General features: G+C 68.3%; 11 protein-coding genes. 1 reads left to right on the top strand and 10 read right to left on the bottom strand.

Annotation, left to right across the window (positions count from 1 at the left end; translation table 11 throughout):
* Positions 1 to 257 precede the first annotated feature (257 nt).
* From ACP59X_RS23025 to ACP59X_RS23015, 3 genes are read right to left on the bottom strand one after another with little or no spacing between them, the layout of a single operon-like run.
* On the bottom strand, positions 258 to 1586 hold the full coding sequence (locus tag ACP59X_RS23025) for a sigma-54-dependent transcriptional regulator (RefSeq protein ID WP_428563058.1): 1329 nt from the start codon (positions 1584 to 1586) through the stop codon (positions 258 to 260).
* On the bottom strand, positions 1583 to 2794 hold the full coding sequence (locus ACP59X_RS23020; RefSeq protein ID WP_428563056.1) for a two-component system sensor histidine kinase NtrB: 1212 nt from the start codon (positions 2792 to 2794) through the stop codon (positions 1583 to 1585). Before ACP59X_RS23020 ends, ACP59X_RS23025 begins: the two co-directional genes overlap by 4 nt.
* Entirely contained in the window at positions 2794 to 3936 is a 1143-nt protein-coding gene (locus ACP59X_RS23015) for an iron-containing alcohol dehydrogenase (RefSeq protein WP_428563054.1), read from the bottom strand. Before ACP59X_RS23015 ends, ACP59X_RS23020 begins: the two co-directional genes overlap by 1 nt.
* Positions 3937 to 4863: 927 nt before the next feature.
* Between ACP59X_RS23015 and ACP59X_RS23010 the strand changes: the two genes are divergently transcribed.
* Positions 4864 to 6456 (top strand): hypothetical protein, encoded by a 1593-nt coding sequence (locus tag ACP59X_RS23010; RefSeq protein ID WP_428563052.1) that lies wholly within the window; start codon positions 4864 to 4866, stop codon positions 6454 to 6456.
* A 127-nt stretch (positions 6457 to 6583) separates the two neighbouring features.
* On the opposite strand, the gene ACP59X_RS23005 is transcribed toward ACP59X_RS23010, so the two are convergent.
* The 7 genes from ACP59X_RS23005 to trsS form a co-directional block, all read right to left on the bottom strand.
* Positions 6584 to 9838 (bottom strand): efflux RND transporter permease subunit, encoded by a 3255-nt coding sequence (locus ACP59X_RS23005; RefSeq protein ID WP_428563050.1) that lies wholly within the window; start codon positions 9836 to 9838, stop codon positions 6584 to 6586.
* Positions 9835 to 11028: an efflux RND transporter periplasmic adaptor subunit gene (locus ACP59X_RS23000; RefSeq protein ID WP_428563048.1), complete on the bottom strand. Its 1194-nt coding sequence runs from the start codon at positions 11026 to 11028 to the stop codon at positions 9835 to 9837. Before ACP59X_RS23000 ends, ACP59X_RS23005 begins: the two co-directional genes overlap by 4 nt.
* Before the next feature lie 113 nt (positions 11029 to 11141).
* The gene (locus tag ACP59X_RS22995) at positions 11142 to 11759 is read right to left on the bottom strand and encodes a histidine phosphatase family protein (RefSeq protein WP_428563046.1); all 618 of its coding nucleotides are present in this window, start codon (positions 11757 to 11759) and stop codon (positions 11142 to 11144) included.
* A gap of 291 nt (positions 11760 to 12050) precedes the next feature.
* Complete coding sequence (locus tag ACP59X_RS22990) at positions 12051 to 13265, bottom strand: DVU_1551 family NTP transferase (protein WP_428563044.1); 1215 nt, start codon at positions 13263 to 13265, stop codon at positions 12051 to 12053.
* Entirely contained in the window at positions 13262 to 14296 is a 1035-nt protein-coding gene (locus tag ACP59X_RS22985) for an XdhC family aldehyde oxidoreductase maturation factor (RefSeq protein WP_428563042.1), read from the bottom strand. The genes ACP59X_RS22990 and ACP59X_RS22985 overlap by 4 nt, the downstream gene beginning before the upstream one ends.
* Positions 14293 to 15354: a DVU_1553 family AMP-dependent CoA ligase gene (locus tag ACP59X_RS22980; protein ID WP_428563040.1), complete on the bottom strand. Its 1062-nt coding sequence runs from the start codon at positions 15352 to 15354 to the stop codon at positions 14293 to 14295. The genes ACP59X_RS22985 and ACP59X_RS22980 overlap by 4 nt, the downstream gene beginning before the upstream one ends.
* A complete protein-coding gene (trsS, locus tag ACP59X_RS22975; RefSeq protein WP_428563038.1) occupies positions 15345 to 16706 on the bottom strand; it encodes a radical SAM (seleno)protein TrsS in 1362 nt (453 codons plus the stop codon). The genes ACP59X_RS22980 and trsS overlap by 10 nt, the downstream gene beginning before the upstream one ends.

Genomic DNA, 16706 nt, shown 5'->3' with positions numbered 1-16706 from the left:
AAGCAAGATATATACCGAAGATTCGCTGTGGCGCCTGGCTGGCGACAGAAAACGGAACCCGGGGCGAAGCGGCCAACCGAGTCGCCAACAGACTCGAAACATGGAGGATTTTGAAGATGGCCCAGGGCCTGGCCGGCCGGCGGCCGGGGGCTGCGGACACCCCGGCCGCCGGCAGCAAGAACGCATGGCGACTTTTGCCACAAAGCGGCGGCGAAAGTGTGTCGAATGCCACCCGATGGGTGGGGGGAGGGCCGGGGCTACATGATGCCGTATTCGCGGATTTTGCGGTACAGCGTCTTGCGCGAGATGCCCAGCGCCGTGGCGGCCAGCGTCCGGTTGTTGGCGAAGCAGGCCAGAACCTTGGCGATATGCTCGCGCTCCACCGCCTCCAGGGACAGGAAATCGTTTTCGCCCTCGGCCTGCATGGACAGCTCGCGGGGCAGGGCGTTTTCCGTGATGACCCCGGCATCGGCCAAAATGACCCCGCGCTCGATGACGTTGCGCAGCTCCCGGATGTTGCCCGGCCAGTGGTAATTGATCAGGCAGGCCATGGCCCGGTCCGACACCCGGTAGGCGCCGCTGGCCTGCACCCGGCCCAGGAAATATTCCACCAGCAGCGGGATGTCCTCCTTGCGTTCGCGCAGTGGCGGCAGCTCGATGTTGAAGACGTTGATGCGGTGGTAGAGGGCCTCGTGGAACCGGCCGGCCTCGACTTCCTTGGCCAGGTTGCGGTTGGTGGCGAAAATGAGGCGGATGTCGGTTACGCGCTCGTCCTTGTCGCCCACCCGGCGGTAGGTCTTGTTTTCCAGGGTGCGCAGCAGCGAGGCCTGGACCTCCATGGGCAGCTCGCCGATCTCGTCGAGGAACAGCGTGCCCTTGTTGGCGAAGGTCATGAGCCCCTCGCGGTTCTCCGTGGCTCCGGTGAACGACCCCTTGACGTAGCCGAACAGTTCGCTGCGGGCCAGCTCCTTTTGGAGCGTGGCGCAGTTCTTGATGACATAGGGCTTGTCCGCCCGCCGGGACCGGGCCTGGATGGCCGTGGCCGCCACCTCCTTGCCGGCCCCGGACTCGCCGGTAATCAGCACCGGCACGTCGGTGGGGGCGACTTTTTCAATAAGGAAGCGGATCTGCTTGATGGCCGCAGAATTGCCCACGATCTGTTGGGGCTGGCCCTGGCTCTGGGCGTGCTTGAGCTGGCGGTTCTCGAAGCGCAGGCAGGCCCGCTGGTAGGCCCGCTCCACGATGAGCTCCAGCTCCTCGAGGTTAAACGGCTTGGTGATGTAGTCGTAGGCCCCGAGCTTCATGGCTTCCACGGCCGAATCGATGTTGCCGTGGCCGGTGATGATGATGACTTCCACGTCCGGGGAGTGCTGGCGGATCTCCACGAGCAGGTCCAGGCCGTCGCCGTCGGGCAGGCGCAGGTCGAGGATGACCACCTCGTAGATGTTGCGCCGCAGCATCTCCCGGGCCTGGTGGGCGGATTCCGCCGCCGTGACGGCGCGCGTGGGCGTGGACAGTTCTTTCTTGAGCAATTTGCCGATGGAGGGTTCGTCGTCCACCACCAGTACGCTGTAGAGGCTGGTCATGGGAGTTTGTCCGGGGTTAGGGGAAACTTCACGGTAAAGGTCGCGCCCTGGCCGGGGTCGCTTTTGACCGTGATTTCCCCCTGGTGTTTGTCCACGATGGTCATGCAGGTGGAGAGGCCGATGCCGATGCCCTTGCCGGCCCGCTTGGTGGTGAAAAACGGCTCGAAGAGCTTGTCCATGTGTTCGGGTTTGATGCCGCAACCCGAGTCGGCGACCGACAGGCAGACCGCGCCGGAAGTGGTCTGGAAGGTGGTGATGACGATGCGGCCCGGCCCGGCGATGGCGTCCATGGCGTTGACGAGGAGGTTGAGCATGACCTGCTTGATCTGGTGCTCGTCGCCCAGGACCCGGGGCAGGTTGTCGCACAGCTCGGTGCGCACGGTGATCTTGGCCTGGTTGCGCTGCTTGAGGTGGCTGCGCAGGAGCTTGAGGGTGTCCTCGACCACGGCGTTTAAGCTCACCGGCGAAAAGCTCACGGTCCGCTGCCGGCTGAAGGTGAGCAGCGTGGTGACGATGTCCTTGCAGCGCCGGCATTCCTGCAGGATGGTGGCGACGTAGTCCTCCACGTCGTCCATCACCCGGGCATCGACCTTCTCGCGCAGGGTCGGTAGACGGCGGCGCAGGCCCTCGGCGAACCCGGAGATGGCCGTGAGCGGGTTGTTGATCTCGTGGGCCACGCCCGTGGCCAGCATGCCGATGGTGGCCATCTTCTCGGCCTGGTAGAATTTCGCCTGGTATTCCTTTTCCCGGGTCACGTCGCGCTTGAACACCAGGATGTGGTGCTCGGGGTCGTCGGGGTGGTGGATGGGCGAGGCCACCATCTCGTACTGGACGTTCTTGCCGCCGATCTTGAAAATGGCCGTTTCCCGGCAGATGTCGCCCGTGGCGAAGGACTTGCTGGCCGGGCATTCGGGGCAGGGCTTCTCGTCGCCGCGAAAGATTTCATAGCAGAACTTCCCTTCCGGCGCCGGGTCGGGGAAGGTCTGGCGGAAGACGTGGTTGACCGACAGGATGCGCAGTTCCGGCGAGAGCACCATCATGATGTCGGTGATGCCGTCGAGGATGGCGGCGATTTCGCGGCGGCGCTGGGCCGACTGGGTGTTGGCGTCCTTGAGCGCCTCGATGGTCTGGCGCAGCTCCTGGAAAAAGCCGAGCTTGCTGTGCTCGATGCCGATGAGATCCTCAAGGGACGGCGCCCGCCAGGGCATTACCAGGCCTCCTGGCACACGCCCAGCAGCGACTCCCAGGTGGACGAGCGGGGGTTGGTCAGGGTGCAGGCGTCGTTGACCGCCGCCTTGGCGATGGTCTCCAGGCAGTCGCGGTCGGGCAGGATGTCGCGCAGGCGCACCGGCACGCCGAGGTCGGCGAAAAACCGTTCCAGCCAGCTGATGCCGGCCATGGCGATGTACTGGGAGGAGCACATGCGCGGGCCGCAGACGATGCGGCCGATGGCGGCGAGTTTGTCCACGCTGGTGGGCAGGTTGAAGCGCATGACGTGGGGCAAAAGGATGGGGTGGACCAGGCCGTGGAGCACGTCGAACATGCCGCCCAGGGAGTGGGCCAGGGAATGCCCGACGCCGAGGCCGGCGTTGGAAAAGGACATGCCGGCGGCCGTGGCGGCGATGCTTAAGTTTTCCAGGGCCTCGATGGAGCGGTCCTGGAGGGCCGGCTCCAGGTTGCGCGAAATCAGCCGCATGGCTTTTAAGGCCTGGTGCTCGGTGAACGGCGAGGACAGAAGCGAGAGGTAGGATTCCACGGCGTGGGCGAAGGCGTCGATGGCCGAGGCGATGATGAGCTCCTCGCTCTTGGTCAAAAGCACCAGCGGGTCGATGATGGAGATGTTGGGCACCAGCGACCGGCTGATGATGGACATCTTGAGCTGGCGTTCGACGTCGGTGATGATGCAGAACTGGGAGATGTCCGAGCCCGAGCCGGCCGTGGTGGGCAGGAAGATCATGGGCGGCAGGGGGCGCATGATGCGGTTGGCGCCCTCGTAGTCGCTGATGCGGCCGCCGTTGCCGACGATGGTGGCGATGCCCTTGGCTGCGTCCATGGGCGAGCCGCCGCCCACGGCGATGATGACGTCGGCGCGCTCGCGCACGTAGATCTCCGCCCCCTCGTGGACCTGGTGGTCGCGGGGGTTGGAATTGACCGCGTCGTAGTAGACCCACTCCAGGCCGTTGTCGCGCAGGATCTCCATGATCCGGTCGACCCAGCCGGCGCCGACCAGCCCCTGGTCGCTGACCAGCAGCACCCGCCGGCCGCCCAGGCGTTTGGCGCAGGAAGCCAGGTGGACAATGCTGCCCCGGCCGAAAATGATCTCGGGAATGGCGAACTTGCTGATCCGCATGGCGCTCCTTGGCGGCTTGGCGGACGTGGGCCTGCCCGGCGCACGCGGGCCGTGGGGCGGCGGCCTGGCCCGGGCCAAGCCGGCAAAGGCGCCCGGGGCCGCCGGCCGGACGTGTCCCCCAAGGCCAGACGTCAATAATTGCGGACGAAAACTATACCGCGCCGCCGTAAAAGGTCAAGCCGGCTCCTGGCCTTCCCGACGGACCAGCCGGCCGGCCGGGCGGTGCCGGGCGCGGTCGAAAGGGCGGCCGGCGCCCCCGTGCGCCCCTTCCACGACCAGACGGCGGACATAAGCTTCAGTCACCACGGCCGGCGCCCGTGTGCGGCTTCCCCCTCGCGATGCATTTGATGCATGCGCCCGGCGAGGCGCTCGGGATCTCGCCGGGCGCCTCCCGTTCGCGGAGGTCGAGCCGCCGGTGGCCGTTTTCGTATTCGCGGCCAAAAGGCTGTGGGCAGCCCTGCCGCGCGACCGTTTTCCGCAAGGCATCCCCCTTCTGGACGCGAAGCTGTCTCTGTACATTGTATTTTCGACATTTCGGTATCCAGGCAATAGGATGCTTGCAATATATTTCCAAGTAAAAACGGAAATCTTGGTGTTTCATGGTCGGATATGCCAGCGCAGTCCTTGAGTTGTTCAAGCGATGGAGGCCTTCGGTTTTTGAAATAACCAAGCCGTATGAGTCTTGGGTAAGGTTTTTTGTCAGCCTGCTGTTTGTTGTGCAATACTCTATGAGGCTCTGCTTGGCTGAGAAGGCTGGCAGGAAAAAGTTCAATGGATAAAGTTCACCCTTTTCAATTCCAAACTCCATATTGACAGGAATTGAAATTGATGTTGTTCACGGATCAAGAAATCATTTTTATCGACGTTGCAGGGCTCAATTTTGCAGGGGGATAGGGCATCAGGAAATTGTTACCCAGGAGAAGACCCATGCGTGAAAGAAGCAAACGGTTTCCGAGCGGTTTTCGGATTTTGCCGGGCTGCGTGGTCTATGGCCCGCGGCTAACCATCCTAATCATGCTGTTGTTCATGGCGCTTGTCTCGCCTGCCTCCGCATTTACCCTGTATTTCGACCAGAGCGCCTATCCCGGTACGGTCTGGTTGCAGCTCATGGATCCCTTTTACGATCCTAAGACGAATAATAGTTTTCAAGGAACCTACGGCAGCGGGCAAAGCTTCAATTTTAAGAAGGACAATGTCGCGGTGCTCATGTCCGAACCCGTCAAGCTTTCCGACATCGGCTCGGGAGGGGTCACCATCACCCATGCCCAAAGCACGCATCTGTTCATCTATTACGACGATCCGAAAGACGCCAGCCGCACCGCCGCGCCTTCGCAGGACACCTCCAAACTGCGGTTCCAGGACTTTGAACTGACGATGATGGGAGTCCATGGCGACCAGGGCAATATCACGGCCATCAACTACTTTACCGCGCCGCTCGGCATCAAGAGTTACAGGAACGACCCCCACACATACCCCGACGAACCCGTTTTACAGCAGGTCGGCTTCGGTTCGCACACCGCCGCCGAGATCGGCGCGACATTCGCCAGCGTCACCAAGGGCAATGCCGCCGCCTACAAGATGAACGACCAGAACAAGATCGTCCGCTACCTCGGCCCGAGCAATGTTTTTTCCTCCGGCAACCCCTGGCCGTCCTTCATCCCCTATGCGAAATCCATCAACGCCGCCGGGCAGTCCACGAATATCTATTGCCAGAACGCGTTTAATTTTCGCGCGCCCGATGATACGCCTGTCTACACGTTCGGGGCGGACATGACGGCCACGGTGGCGGAAGACGGGACCATCACCGCCAAGGGGAAACTCACGGTGTCGACCAATACCGCCATCAAGCCGGGCAACCCGTCGATTCCCGATGGCGGCGGCTGGGACGGGGCCACGATCACGATTTCCCCGACCCACCCATCGAGCGAGGCGCTGTACAATGCGGCCATCTACGGCCAGGTGGCGACCGGCGCCGTCACCTTCGGCGGCACTGCCTGGGGCCTGCTCAAGACCTTCATCGACACGACCTTGCTCAACCCGCTGTCCGCGCACAGCGTTCCCTGCACCAACCCTGGCGATGCCAAGGTGTGCGCCAACCCGGCGTTGAGTGACCTGAACGCCTACGACACGACGAAGAATAAGATAATAGGGGACATCACCACGGGTATGCTCGGCGGTTTTTTCAACAGCGACTATATCCCGGCGGGAAAGTCGACGCCTATCAAAGACATGAAAAGCGATGACTGGTGGCATCTTGATCCGGTAGTGGCGTTCAGGACGATCCAGCCGCTCCACCAGTACTACAACATTTACGGCGACGTCATCTTCAGCATGTCCAACAACACCGTATACGGCATTCCGTATAGCGACCGCTTTAGCAATGGCACGGCCCAGGGCCCGCTGGTTGAAACCGTGTGGTATAAAGGAGGGTCCGTGGGGTATTGGGTCGTCTCGATCGGGGCGCCGCTTTCCGCGGCAACGGCGACTCCCCCGCCGCTGGAGTTGCTGCTCGACAAGTAATACCGGTAATACCGGTCCGGCGCGCAGGCATCGACCTCCCCCGGGGGCCATTCATCGCAGGCGAAGGGGCCTGCCATGCGCAATCGGCATGGCAGGCCCCGCCGCTTTGACGGTCGAGAACGCGACACTAGGCGCGCGAACGTTCGACCCGGCGGGCGTCGAGGTAGTACATCACCGGCACCACCATGCGTGAAAAGATGGTGGCCGCCACCTCGCCGGCCATCAGCGAAATGGCCAGCCCCTGGAAGATGGGGTCGAACAGGATCACGAAGGCCCCGGCCACGACGCTGACGGCTGTTAAGAGCATCGGCCGGAACCGGACCGCCCCGGCCTCCTCCACGGCCCGGGCCAGCGTGACCCCCTCGCCGCGGCGCATCTCGATGAAATCCACGAGGATAATCGAGTTGCGCACAACGATTCCGGCCCCGGCGATGAAGCCGATCATGGACGTGGCCGTGAAAAAGGCCCCGGCCGCGGCATGGGCCGGAATGATGCCGATCAGCGACAAGGGAATGGGGGCCATGATGGCGATGGGCGTGGTGTAGGAGCCGAACCAGCCCACGGTCAGGATGTAGATCAGCACCATGACCACGGCAAAGGCGATGCCCATGTCGCGAAAGACCTCGTAGGTGATCTGCCACTCGCCGTCCCATTTGAGGCTGTACTCGGCGGTTTGGGCCGGCATGGCCGTCCACAGGACGGGCAGGGGCCCCTTGTCCACCTGCTGCCAGGCGCCCCGGCCCGACGCCCCCAGGGCGGCAATGGCCTCGTTGACCTTGTTCATGGCGTAGATGGGGCTTTCCTCGCGGCCGGCCACGTCGCCGGTCACGTAGACCACGGGCAGCAGGTTCTTGTGGTAGAGCCGGGTCGGCTCCTCGTGTTCGGTGATGCTGGCGATCTGCCCCAGGGACACCATGCGCTCGCCATCGCCGCGCACGGCGATGGAATCCATGTCCCGGGCATCGGCCCGGGCGCGCAGCGGCAGGCGCACCACGATGGGCGCGTCCTCGCGGGCGGCCTCGTCATGCAACAGCCCGGCCACGCTGCCGGCCACGCTTGCCGTCACGTCCTTGAGCGCCCGGTCGGGGTCCACGCCGGCGGCCCGCGCCTTGTCGCGCTCCACCCGGATGACCCGCTCGGGCCGGGGGTCGTCCACGTACCAGTCCACGTCCACCACATCCGGGGTGGCCTTCATGATGTCGCGCACTTGCCTGGCCACGGCCAGGCGGCCGGCGTCGGTTGGGCCGTAGATTTCGGCCACGAGCGTTTGCAGCACCGGCGGCCCGGGCGGCTGTTCCACCACCTTGATCTTCGCCCCGTGCCTGGCGGCGATGGGCGAGAGCAGCTCCCGGGCTTCCTTGGCGATGGGATGGCTTTGCCGGTCGCGGGCCTTCTTGGACAGGAGGTTGACGCTGATTTCCGCTTCGCTCGGGGCGCTGCGCAGGTAGTAGTGGCGGATGAGCCCGTTGAAGGTCATGGGCGCCGGGGCGCCGGCAAAAAGCGTGGCCCCGGCCACGTCGTCGCGGGCGAGGAGCGCGTCGGCCAGCTCGCGGGACACGGCCGTGGTCTCCTCCAGGGTCGTGCCGCGCGGCATGTCCACGACCACGGAAAATTCGCTTTTGTTGTCGAAGGGCAGCATCTTGACCAGCACGGCCTTGGCCGGAAACAGCGCGCAGGCGCCGGCGAACAGCAGCCCCACCAGCCCCAAAAAGCCCCAGCGCCAGGCCGGCCGCTTGAGCAGCCGGTCCATGAGCCAGAGGTAGGCCCGGGTGCCGGCATCGTCGGGGACTTCGCCGTGGGGCTGTTTGCCCTCGGGCTCGGGGCGCAGGGTCCGCTTGGCCGTCCAGGGGGTGATGCAAAAGGCCACGGCCATGGACAGCAGCATGGCCACCGAAGCGCCCACGGGCATGGGCCGCATGTAGGGGCCCATGAGCCCGCCCACGTAGGCCATGGGCGCGATGGCGGCGATGACCGTGAAGGTAGCCAGAACCAGCGGCGCGCGCACCTCGCCCACGGCCGCGACGATGACGTGCGACAGGGGCCTGCCCCGCGAGCCGGGCAGGGCGAGGTGGCGCACGATGTTTTCCACGTCCACGATGGGGTCGTCGACGAGGATGCCGATGCAAAAAATCAGGGCGAACAACGTGACCCGGTTGAGGGTGTAGCCCATGAGCCAATAGGTGGCCAGGGTGACGGCCAGGGTCACGGGCACGGCCACCATGACCACCAGGCTCGCCCGCAGGCCGAGGAAGAGGGCCACCACACCGCCCACGGTCACGGCGGCCAGGATCAGGTGCTTGAGCAGTTCGTCCACCTTGGCCTTGGCCGTTTCGCCGTAATCCCGGGTGACGGTCAGGTTGAGGTCGGCCGGCAGGATGGAGCCGCGCAGGGCCGTCATGCGCGCCAGGGCCTCGTCGGCGATATTCGTGGCGTTTTCCCCGGTCCGCTTGGCCACGGACAGGGTCACGGCCGGATAGGCCGCGCCCGGGTTGGCGTCGGTGGCCGTGGCCCTCTGGCCCGGCAGGTAGAAGACGTAGTCGCCGGGCTCGTCGAAGCCGTCGCGGATGGCGGCCACGTCGGCAAGGTAGACCGGCCGGCCGTTGCGCAACCCCACCACGGCCCGGGCCAGCTCCTTTTCGGTGCGGAAGAAATTGTCCAGGCGGATGGACACGGCCTGGCCGGACTGGAAGGCGTCGCCGATGGTCTGTCCGGCGTTTTGCAGGCCGATGGCGTCCAGGACGTCCACGGCGTCCAGGCGCTGGGCCCGCAGCCGGTCCGGGTCGGGCTCGACCATGACCGCCCGCTTGCGCCCGCCGGTGACCGTGGTTTCGGCCACGCCCGGGATGCGGCGGACCTCTTCGCTGACGGCATTGGCCATGAGGCGCAACTGCCGGGAGTCGTAGGGGCCGCCCCACAGGGCCACGGACAGCACCGGCACGTCGTCGATGGACCGGGGCTTGAGGATGGGCCGCGAACAGCCCGGCGGAATCCAGTCCAGGTGCTGGTAGAGCTTGGCGTAGGCGGCGATGAGGCTTTTTTCGGTATTCTCCCCCACCTTGAAGCGCACCACGGTCAGGGCCTCGCCGGGGCCGGCCGTGGAATAGACGTACTCCACCCCGGCGATCTCCCACAGGATGCGCTCCATGGGCGTGATCACGCGGTTTTCCATCTCCTTGGGCGTGGCCCCGGGCATGGTCACGTGGACGTCGATCATGGGCACGACAATCTGCGGCTCTTCCTCGCTCGGCGTGGCCCAAACGGCCAGCACGCCCGTGAGCACGGCGGCCAGGATCATAAGCGGCGCCAGCTTGGAATCGACGAAAACGGCCGTGAGGCGGGTCAGCCAGTCGGCCTGGTGGCCGTGGTGGGCGGGCTCGGTCATTTTGCCTCTCCGGCCAGGCTGTCGCCGTCGCGAAGGGCCGCCCCCGGGGCGCAGGCCAGCCGGTCCCCGGCGGAAAGGCCGCTTAAGACGTCGGCGTAGCGCTCGCCGCCCGCCCCCTCGAAGGCCTGGGAATCGGTGAGGTAGGTCTGGCCGCCGAACTGGGCCGCCAGAAAGACCGCCCCGGTCTTGACCACCCGCAAGCGCAGCACCCCGCCGGCGTCGACCGCCAGGGCCGTGGGCAGGTCGCCGCGCCGCTCCAGGCAGGCCTCGGGCACGAGGAGTTTCTCGGCCGTGCGGGCCGGCACGAACACCCGGCCGAACATGCCGGCCCGGGGCTGGCCCAGGGCGGCCGGCACGGTGGCGGGCAGGGTGCACTTGAGCTTGAAGGTGCGGCTGGCCGGGTCGACCCGGCCGACCACGGCCGAGACGGTTACGGCGAAAGGCTCCCGGGCCAGGGCCGGCACCGCGGCCAGGATGGTCTGGCCCTGGCGCAGGCCGCCCAGAAGCGACTCGTCCACCTGGGCCGTCAGCTCGAAGCCGCCGCCCGAGCGGTCGACCAGGGCCAGGGGGGAACCGGCCGTGACGAAGGCGCCCTGGTCCACGTAGCGCTTGGCCAGGATGCCGTCGAAGGGCGCGGTGATGGCGGCATAGGTGCGCAGGGCGGCCAGTTCGCCGATCTTGGCCGTGGTGGCCGCCTCCTGGGCCGCGGCCGCCTCGACCTGGCGGGTCAGTGCCTCGTACTCGGCCTTGGCCTTGTCGAAATCCTCCTGGCTGATGGCGCGCTGGCCGAGCAGCCGGCCCAGGCGTTCCATGGTGGTCCTGGCCAGGGTGGCCCTGGCGGCCAGGGCCTGCTTTTCCCGGGTGGCCTGCTCGCGCGAGGCGGCCAGGCCCTGTTCCTGGCTGGTCAGGTCCTTGTCGTCGATGCGCAGGATGGGCTGGCCGGCCCGCAGGCTGTCGCCCTCGCGGGCGGACACGGCCTCCACGGTGCCGGTCAGCTTGCTGGCCAGTGTCACGCTCTGTTCGGACTCCACCTCGGCCGGAAAGGACCGGCATTCGACGACAGGGCGGCGCTCCACGGCCTGCACAGGGGCGGAAACGGAACGCGGCCGGGTCGTTTGCCTGGGTTTGTCGCCGGAACAGCCGGCCACAAGCACGGCAACGAGCAAGGAGAGGAGGGATATTTTGCGCATGTTTCAGGCCATTTCACGGCCAGGCCGCTTTGTCAACGGCGCACGCGCGACAGGCCGCCCGGTTTTGCGTGGGCGCAAGGCTATTTCACAGAGGCGCAATAGGAATTATGCGTTCAGGGGCCCGGAAAGCGCCAGGGAACCACCGGGGCGCAATTGACGGTGTCCACGCGCCAGTCCTCGCCGGCCAGCTCGAGGATGTTGAGCCGGCAGTAGTCCTGGCCCAGGCGGAAGATGTGGCTCACGTCCAGGCCCAGGGCGTGGCACAAAAGGACCCGGTTGACGCCGCCGTGGGCCACCACCAGCACGTTGCCGGGGATACCGGCCAGCTCGCGCACGGCGGCCACGGCCCGGGCCTGGACGTCGGCGAAGCCTTCGCCGTCCCGGGGGCGGCAGTGGGCCAGGTCCTGGCCCCGGCGCTCGTAGTCGCCGGGAAAGCGTTCCTTGACCTCTTCCACGGTCAGGCCTTCCCACTGGCCGAGGTTGATCTCGCGCAGGCGCGGCTCGGGCCGCACCGGGATGCCCCGGCCGGCCAGGACGATGGCGGCGGTTTCCAGGCAGCGGGAAAGGTCCGAGGACACGGCGGCGGCGAAGGGCACCTCGGCCAGGGGCTCGCGCCACAGGGCGGCTTGGGTGCGGCCCTCGTCGGTCAAGGGAAAATCGGTCTGGCCCACGAACCGTCGGGGCCGGCGCTGGAAGATGGCCCCATGGCGCAAGAGATAAACGACGCTCACCGTTTCCCCCCGGCGGCCGCGTTTGCTTGCGGCCGTCACCCCTTATCGCCCAAGGCACGTGTTGCGGCAAGGGGGGAGGTGGGGCCGGCCGTCCCCACGGGCGGTTGCGGCGACCGTGGCCGGCGGCGCGCCGGGGCGGAAGCGGCAGACCCCATGGGCGGCGAAACCCGCCCGGCCGGTTGCGGCGACCGTGGCCGGCGGCGTGCCGGAGCGGGGTCAGCCGTCCCCACGGGTGGCGAAACCCGGGCGGGTGGCCTGAGGGGCCGCGGCCGGCGACGGGCCTGGGTGGGATCAGTCGTCGCCACGGGCGGCGAAACGTTTTCGGGCGGCGGCGTAGACCTCGGCCGGCGGCGGGCCGGGGCGGAAACCGGCGGCCTCGATGACGGCCTCGGCCTTGGCCCCCAGGAGCGCCTCCACCCGGGCCAGGACGCCCAAGGCATTGTCCCGGCGGCGGCCGATGGCGGCGCAGGCCTCGGGGTCGCCGGCGAAAAGCTCGAGCTTCTGGCCGAAACGGGCGGCCACGGGCACCAGCCAGCGGCCGAAGACGAACTTGTCGGCCAGAGAGACGATCTCCCGTTCGGTGAGGGGGGCGTCGCCTCGAAGTTCGCAGTCGCGGTGGCCGGCCACGATGGGCGCGGCGGCGTCGAAGCCGTGGGCGGCGAGGAGTTCCCCACCGGCGGCTTCGTGGTGGGGCCGGCCCTTGGCCACGTCGTGGAGCAGGGCGGCGGCCTTGACCAGGGCGATATCGAGGCTCCCGCCGGCGGCGTTTATGGCCCGGGCCAGGGCCTCGGCCACGGCGGCCACGCCCCGGGCATGGGCCAGGCCCTGGGGCGGCACGTGCTCCATGGCCAGCAAGGCTTCGGCCTCGGCCGGGGTGGGGATAGCCCGGCGCGGGGCCAGGGCGCGCAGGGCGGCGTAGTCGTCGGGGGTGTCCATGTCGGCCAGGGTATTGGCGTCGGCCACCGGGACTTCCTCGAAGGCGAAGGGGGCCAGGGCCTGGCGCAGGCCGCCGTTGCCCACGTGGGCCAGGACGTCCGGGACGAGCGAGGCGCGAAAGCAGGGCGGATGGCCGCGTTCGCCACAAAAGGCCGGGTAGACCACGGGCGGGGCGCCGTCCTCGGCCAGGCGCGACAGGAGGCGCGCCACCGTGGCCGGCCGGAAAAGGGGCACGTCCACGGGGGTCAGGCACACGGCCCGGCACCCGGGCGACAGGGCGGCCAGGGCGGCCTTGACCGTGGAGAACATGCCGGTTTCGTAGTCCGGGTTATGCACGGCGCGGATGCCGGTGCGGGCCGCCTCCCTGGCCACTTCCTCCCCCCGGTGGCCCGTGGCCACGAGGATGTCGTGCACGCCGGCCCGGCGGAAGGTCGCGGCCACCACGGCCAGGGCCGAGTCGCCATCGCCGCCGAGGGGCAAAAGCGGCTTGAAGCGCGCGCCCATGCGCGAGGACAGCCCGCCGGCCAGGATGACGGCGCAGGCCCCGGGGAAACGGCCGGCCGCGCTCATGGGCGCAGGGCGGCCCGGCAGGCGATGAGTTCGGCCGCGATGCTCACGGCGATCTCTTCCGGGGTTTCGGCCTCGATGGGCAGGCCGATGGGGCTTTTGACCCGCTTGAGGTCGTCGCGGGTGAATCCCTTGGCCAGCATCTTGTCGTAGATGGCGTCGCGCTTGGAGGCCGAGCCGATCATGCCGATGTAGGCGGCCGGCGTGCCCAGGGCCTCGGCCAGGGCGTCGGCGTCGTGGGCGTGGCCGCGCGTGACGATGACCACGAAGGCGTCGGGGCCGAGGGGCCGGTCGGCGAACCAGCCGACCGCCGGGTCGATGACCGCTGTTTCGGCGGCGAAGGGGAAGCGCTCGGCGTTGGCGAATTCCGGCCGGTCGTCGAGCACGGTCACCCGGAAACCGGTCATGGCGGCGATAAGCCCGGTGGGCCGGCTGACATGGCCACCGCCGCAGATGACCAGCGGGGTGGGCGAGGCGGCCGGTTCCAGGAAGAACCGTTGGCCGCCCTGCGTAAACACCACCGGGGCGGTGATGCCCCGTCCCCTCTCCCGGGCGGCCTTGCGGGCCGCCTCGCCGGGATCGCGGCCGACCAGGCCGCCGTCCGGCAACAGCAGGCAACTGGCGAAGCCGTCCCGCGCTTCCAGAGGCGTCAGCACGAGCCCTCGCCCCCCCTTGGCCAGCAGGTCGGCTAGGGCGGCATACAGGGTCATGGTGGCCGGCTGGGGGGACAGGCGCTCCAGAAAGACGCGCATGCGCCCGCCGCAGATGAGGTCCGCGCCCTGGCTGGCCTGGCCGGTCATGTCGAAATCCATCAGGCGCGGGTTGCCGTCGGCCAGGACGCCCTTGGCGGCGGTGATGGCCAAGCCTTCGGCCAGGCCGCCGCCCACCGTGCCGGCGATGGCGTCGTCGGCGAAAACGAGCATCTTGGAGCCGGCGGTGCGCGGAGTGGAGCCTTCGCTGGTCACGATGGTGACCGCCACCAGGGACCGTCCGGCGGCCAGGGTGTCGTTGATGGTACGGATGAGTTCGATCATGGGCGTTGGGCCGCTCCCTTGGCCGGGTTGACGAGTTGCGGGCCGCCCGGGCCGTGTTCGATGCGTCCGAGGATGGGGCCCAGGCGCCGCAGGGCACTGCCGCAGGGGCAGGGGCCGGGGATCAGACGGGCGGCGTCGCCGGTGCGGTAGCGCACGAAGGGCATGCCGCGACGGGTCAGCGTGGTGAAGACCACTTCGCCGATGCGCCCCTCGGGCAGGGGGGCGCCGGTCGCCATGTCCACCACCTCGAAATAAAGTTCCGTTTCGCGCAGGTGATAGCCGTGAAAGGCTTCGCATTCCACCCCTCCGCCGTAGCCCATTTCCGTGGCCCCGTAGTGGTCGAAGACCGTGGCGCCGAAACGCGCGGCCACCAGTTCCTTCCAGCCCGCCGGCAGGGCCTCGGCCGAAAGGAGCACGTTGCGCAGGCACTCCCTGGCGGCGGCGCACACGGCCTCGTCGTCCAGGGCGCGGCGTATCTGGGACGGGGCGGCGACCAGCACGTCGGGGCGGTGTTCGGCCAGGGCGGCCTGGAGGGTTCGCGGCTCGCCGGTGGGGTCGCCGAGCACGCCCCGGGCGGACAGCCGGGGCAGCGTCTGGCACAGCAGGTCGCCGATGCTGGCCGGGCGCGCCCCGGGCATGAGGATGAGCACCGTGTCGCCGGGCTCGACCAGGGTGGCGATGCCGCTATGGAAGAAGGTGCGGATGTCCTCGATGTCGGGGTCGGTGAAGGCCACGCGCTTGGGCGCGCCGGTGGTGCCGGAGGTGGAAAGCGTCACCATGCGGGCGACTTCGTCCTGGGACACGGCCAGAAACCTCGCGTGGGCCTCGGTCAGGTCGTCCGGCACGGTGAAGGGCAACTGCTCAAAATCGGCCAGGCCGCGCGGGAAATCCGCCGGCAGGCCGGCCAGGCGGTCGCGGTAGAAGGGGGCTCTGGCCGCGTGGCGCACGGCCCGGCCCAGGGCGGGGGGCCACCAATCGGCCAGGGCCTGGGGCGTCGGCGACACGCCCGGGCGGCCGAGCCCCGCCGCGACCAGCGCGTCCACCGGGCTTAGGCGCATGGCCCGTGCCCCCGGTAGAGCGTGCGGCCGTCGGCGGCCGTGAGGTTGTACAGGCAAAAGGGCACCAGCCGGTTGTCCGGCGTGGCCACGTGGATGCAGCAGCCGCGCGTGCGTTCGAGGTCCAGCGTCCAGGCATCCTGGAAGGCCATGGCCGAGACGGTGAAGTGGCGCGCGGTCGCGGCCTCGGCCAGGAAGCGGTCGAAATCGTCGGCCGGGCCGTCGGACCTGGCCGGGAAGGTCGGCGCGGCCCACTGCCGGGCCACGAAGCGCTTGGCCCGACGGGCGCCCTCGTCGGCCGGCAGGGCCGGGGCCGGCGCACAGCAGGCCTTGCTGGCCGATGGCGCCGGCGCGAGGCCCGTTTCGCCCTCCAGGAGATAGGGCTGGGAAAAGGAGCACAGGGAGTGCTCGCAGCCCGGCGGGTGGAAATGGCCGGCCCGGAGCATGCCGTCCGTTTGCGCCTCCAGGCCGCGCATGAGGTCGGGCAGCGTCACCCGTGCGCCCTGCCCCGTTTCCCAGGGATAGCGGCCGAAGGAGCTTGCGGGCTGGAAATGCACGCCGCGCACGCCCGGGGCCTTGGACCGGGCCAGGCGGATAATGTCGCCGAGCTGGCCGTCGTTGACGCCCGGGGCGATGGTCGGCACGAGCACCACCCCGATGCCGGCGGCCACGCAGGCGTCGATGGCGGCGAGCTTTTTGGCGTAAAGCGGCGCCCCGCGAAGGACGCGGCAGGCGGCGTCGTCGCCGTCGAATTGCAAAAAGGCCGAGGCGAGCCCGGCCGCGGCCAGCCGCCCGGCCAGGCCGGGGTCGTCGGCCAGGCGCAGGCCGTTGGTGTTCAGTTGCACAAAGGAAAAGCCGGCCTGCCGGCAGGCGGCCACCACCTCGGGCAGGTCGTCGCGCACCGTGGGTTCGCCGCCGGACAGCTGGACGTTGACAGGGCCGACGGCGGCGAAGATGGCCGAAAAGCGCGCGGCCAGGGCGGAAACGGACGGATCGGCGGCGGGCGCCTCCCCGGCGGTGGCGAAACAGACCGGACAGCGCAGGTTGCATCGGGCCGTGATCTCGAACAGGGCCGTGCAGGTGCGCTGGCCGTGTTCCGGGCACAGGCCGCAGTCGTAGGGGCAGCCCAGGTGTGATGCGGTCAGCCGCGGGGGCGGCTCGCCCGGCACCTTGGGCCGGCTCCAGCCGGACAGCCCGGGCGGGCCGTGCCAGAACCGGACGCGGAACTCGCCGTGCTCGGGGCAGGCCTTGACGAGGTAGCCGTCGGCGCCGTCGACCTCGCGCCGGGCAGACACCCGGCGCAGGCACACCGGGCAGACACTCGCGGTCGGAAAAAAACCGGAAGGCGCGGTCAC

This window comes from Solidesulfovibrio sp. DCME, assembly GCF_049995385.1.
GTDB lineage: Bacteria > Desulfobacterota > Desulfovibrionia > Desulfovibrionales > Desulfovibrionaceae > Solidesulfovibrio.
This window is presented reverse-complemented; position numbering and strand designations above follow the sequence as displayed.

Coding starts and splice junctions, on each gene's coding strand:
- ACP59X_RS22980 (WP_428563040.1), bottom strand. CDS start 15,354: ATGCGCCTAAGCCCGGTGGACGCGCTGGTCGCGGCGGGGCTCGGCCGC.
- ACP59X_RS23005 (WP_428563050.1), bottom strand. CDS start 9,838: ATGACCGAGCCCGCCCACCACGGCCACCAGGCCGACTGGCTGACCCGC.
- ACP59X_RS23015 (WP_428563054.1), bottom strand. CDS start 3,936: ATGCGGATCAGCAAGTTCGCCATTCCCGAGATCATTTTCGGCCGGGGC.
- ACP59X_RS23010 (WP_428563052.1), top strand. CDS start 4,864: ATGCGTGAAAGAAGCAAACGGTTTCCGAGCGGTTTTCGGATTTTGCCG.
- ACP59X_RS23025 (WP_428563058.1), bottom strand. CDS start 1,586: ATGACCAGCCTCTACAGCGTACTGGTGGTGGACGACGAACCCTCCATC.
- ACP59X_RS23000 (WP_428563048.1), bottom strand. CDS start 11,028: ATGCGCAAAATATCCCTCCTCTCCTTGCTCGTTGCCGTGCTTGTGGCC.
- ACP59X_RS22990 (WP_428563044.1), bottom strand. CDS start 13,265: ATGAGCGCGGCCGGCCGTTTCCCCGGGGCCTGCGCCGTCATCCTGGCC.
- ACP59X_RS22985 (WP_428563042.1), bottom strand. CDS start 14,296: ATGATCGAACTCATCCGTACCATCAACGACACCCTGGCCGCCGGACGG.
- ACP59X_RS23020 (WP_428563056.1), bottom strand. CDS start 2,794: ATGCCCTGGCGGGCGCCGTCCCTTGAGGATCTCATCGGCATCGAGCAC.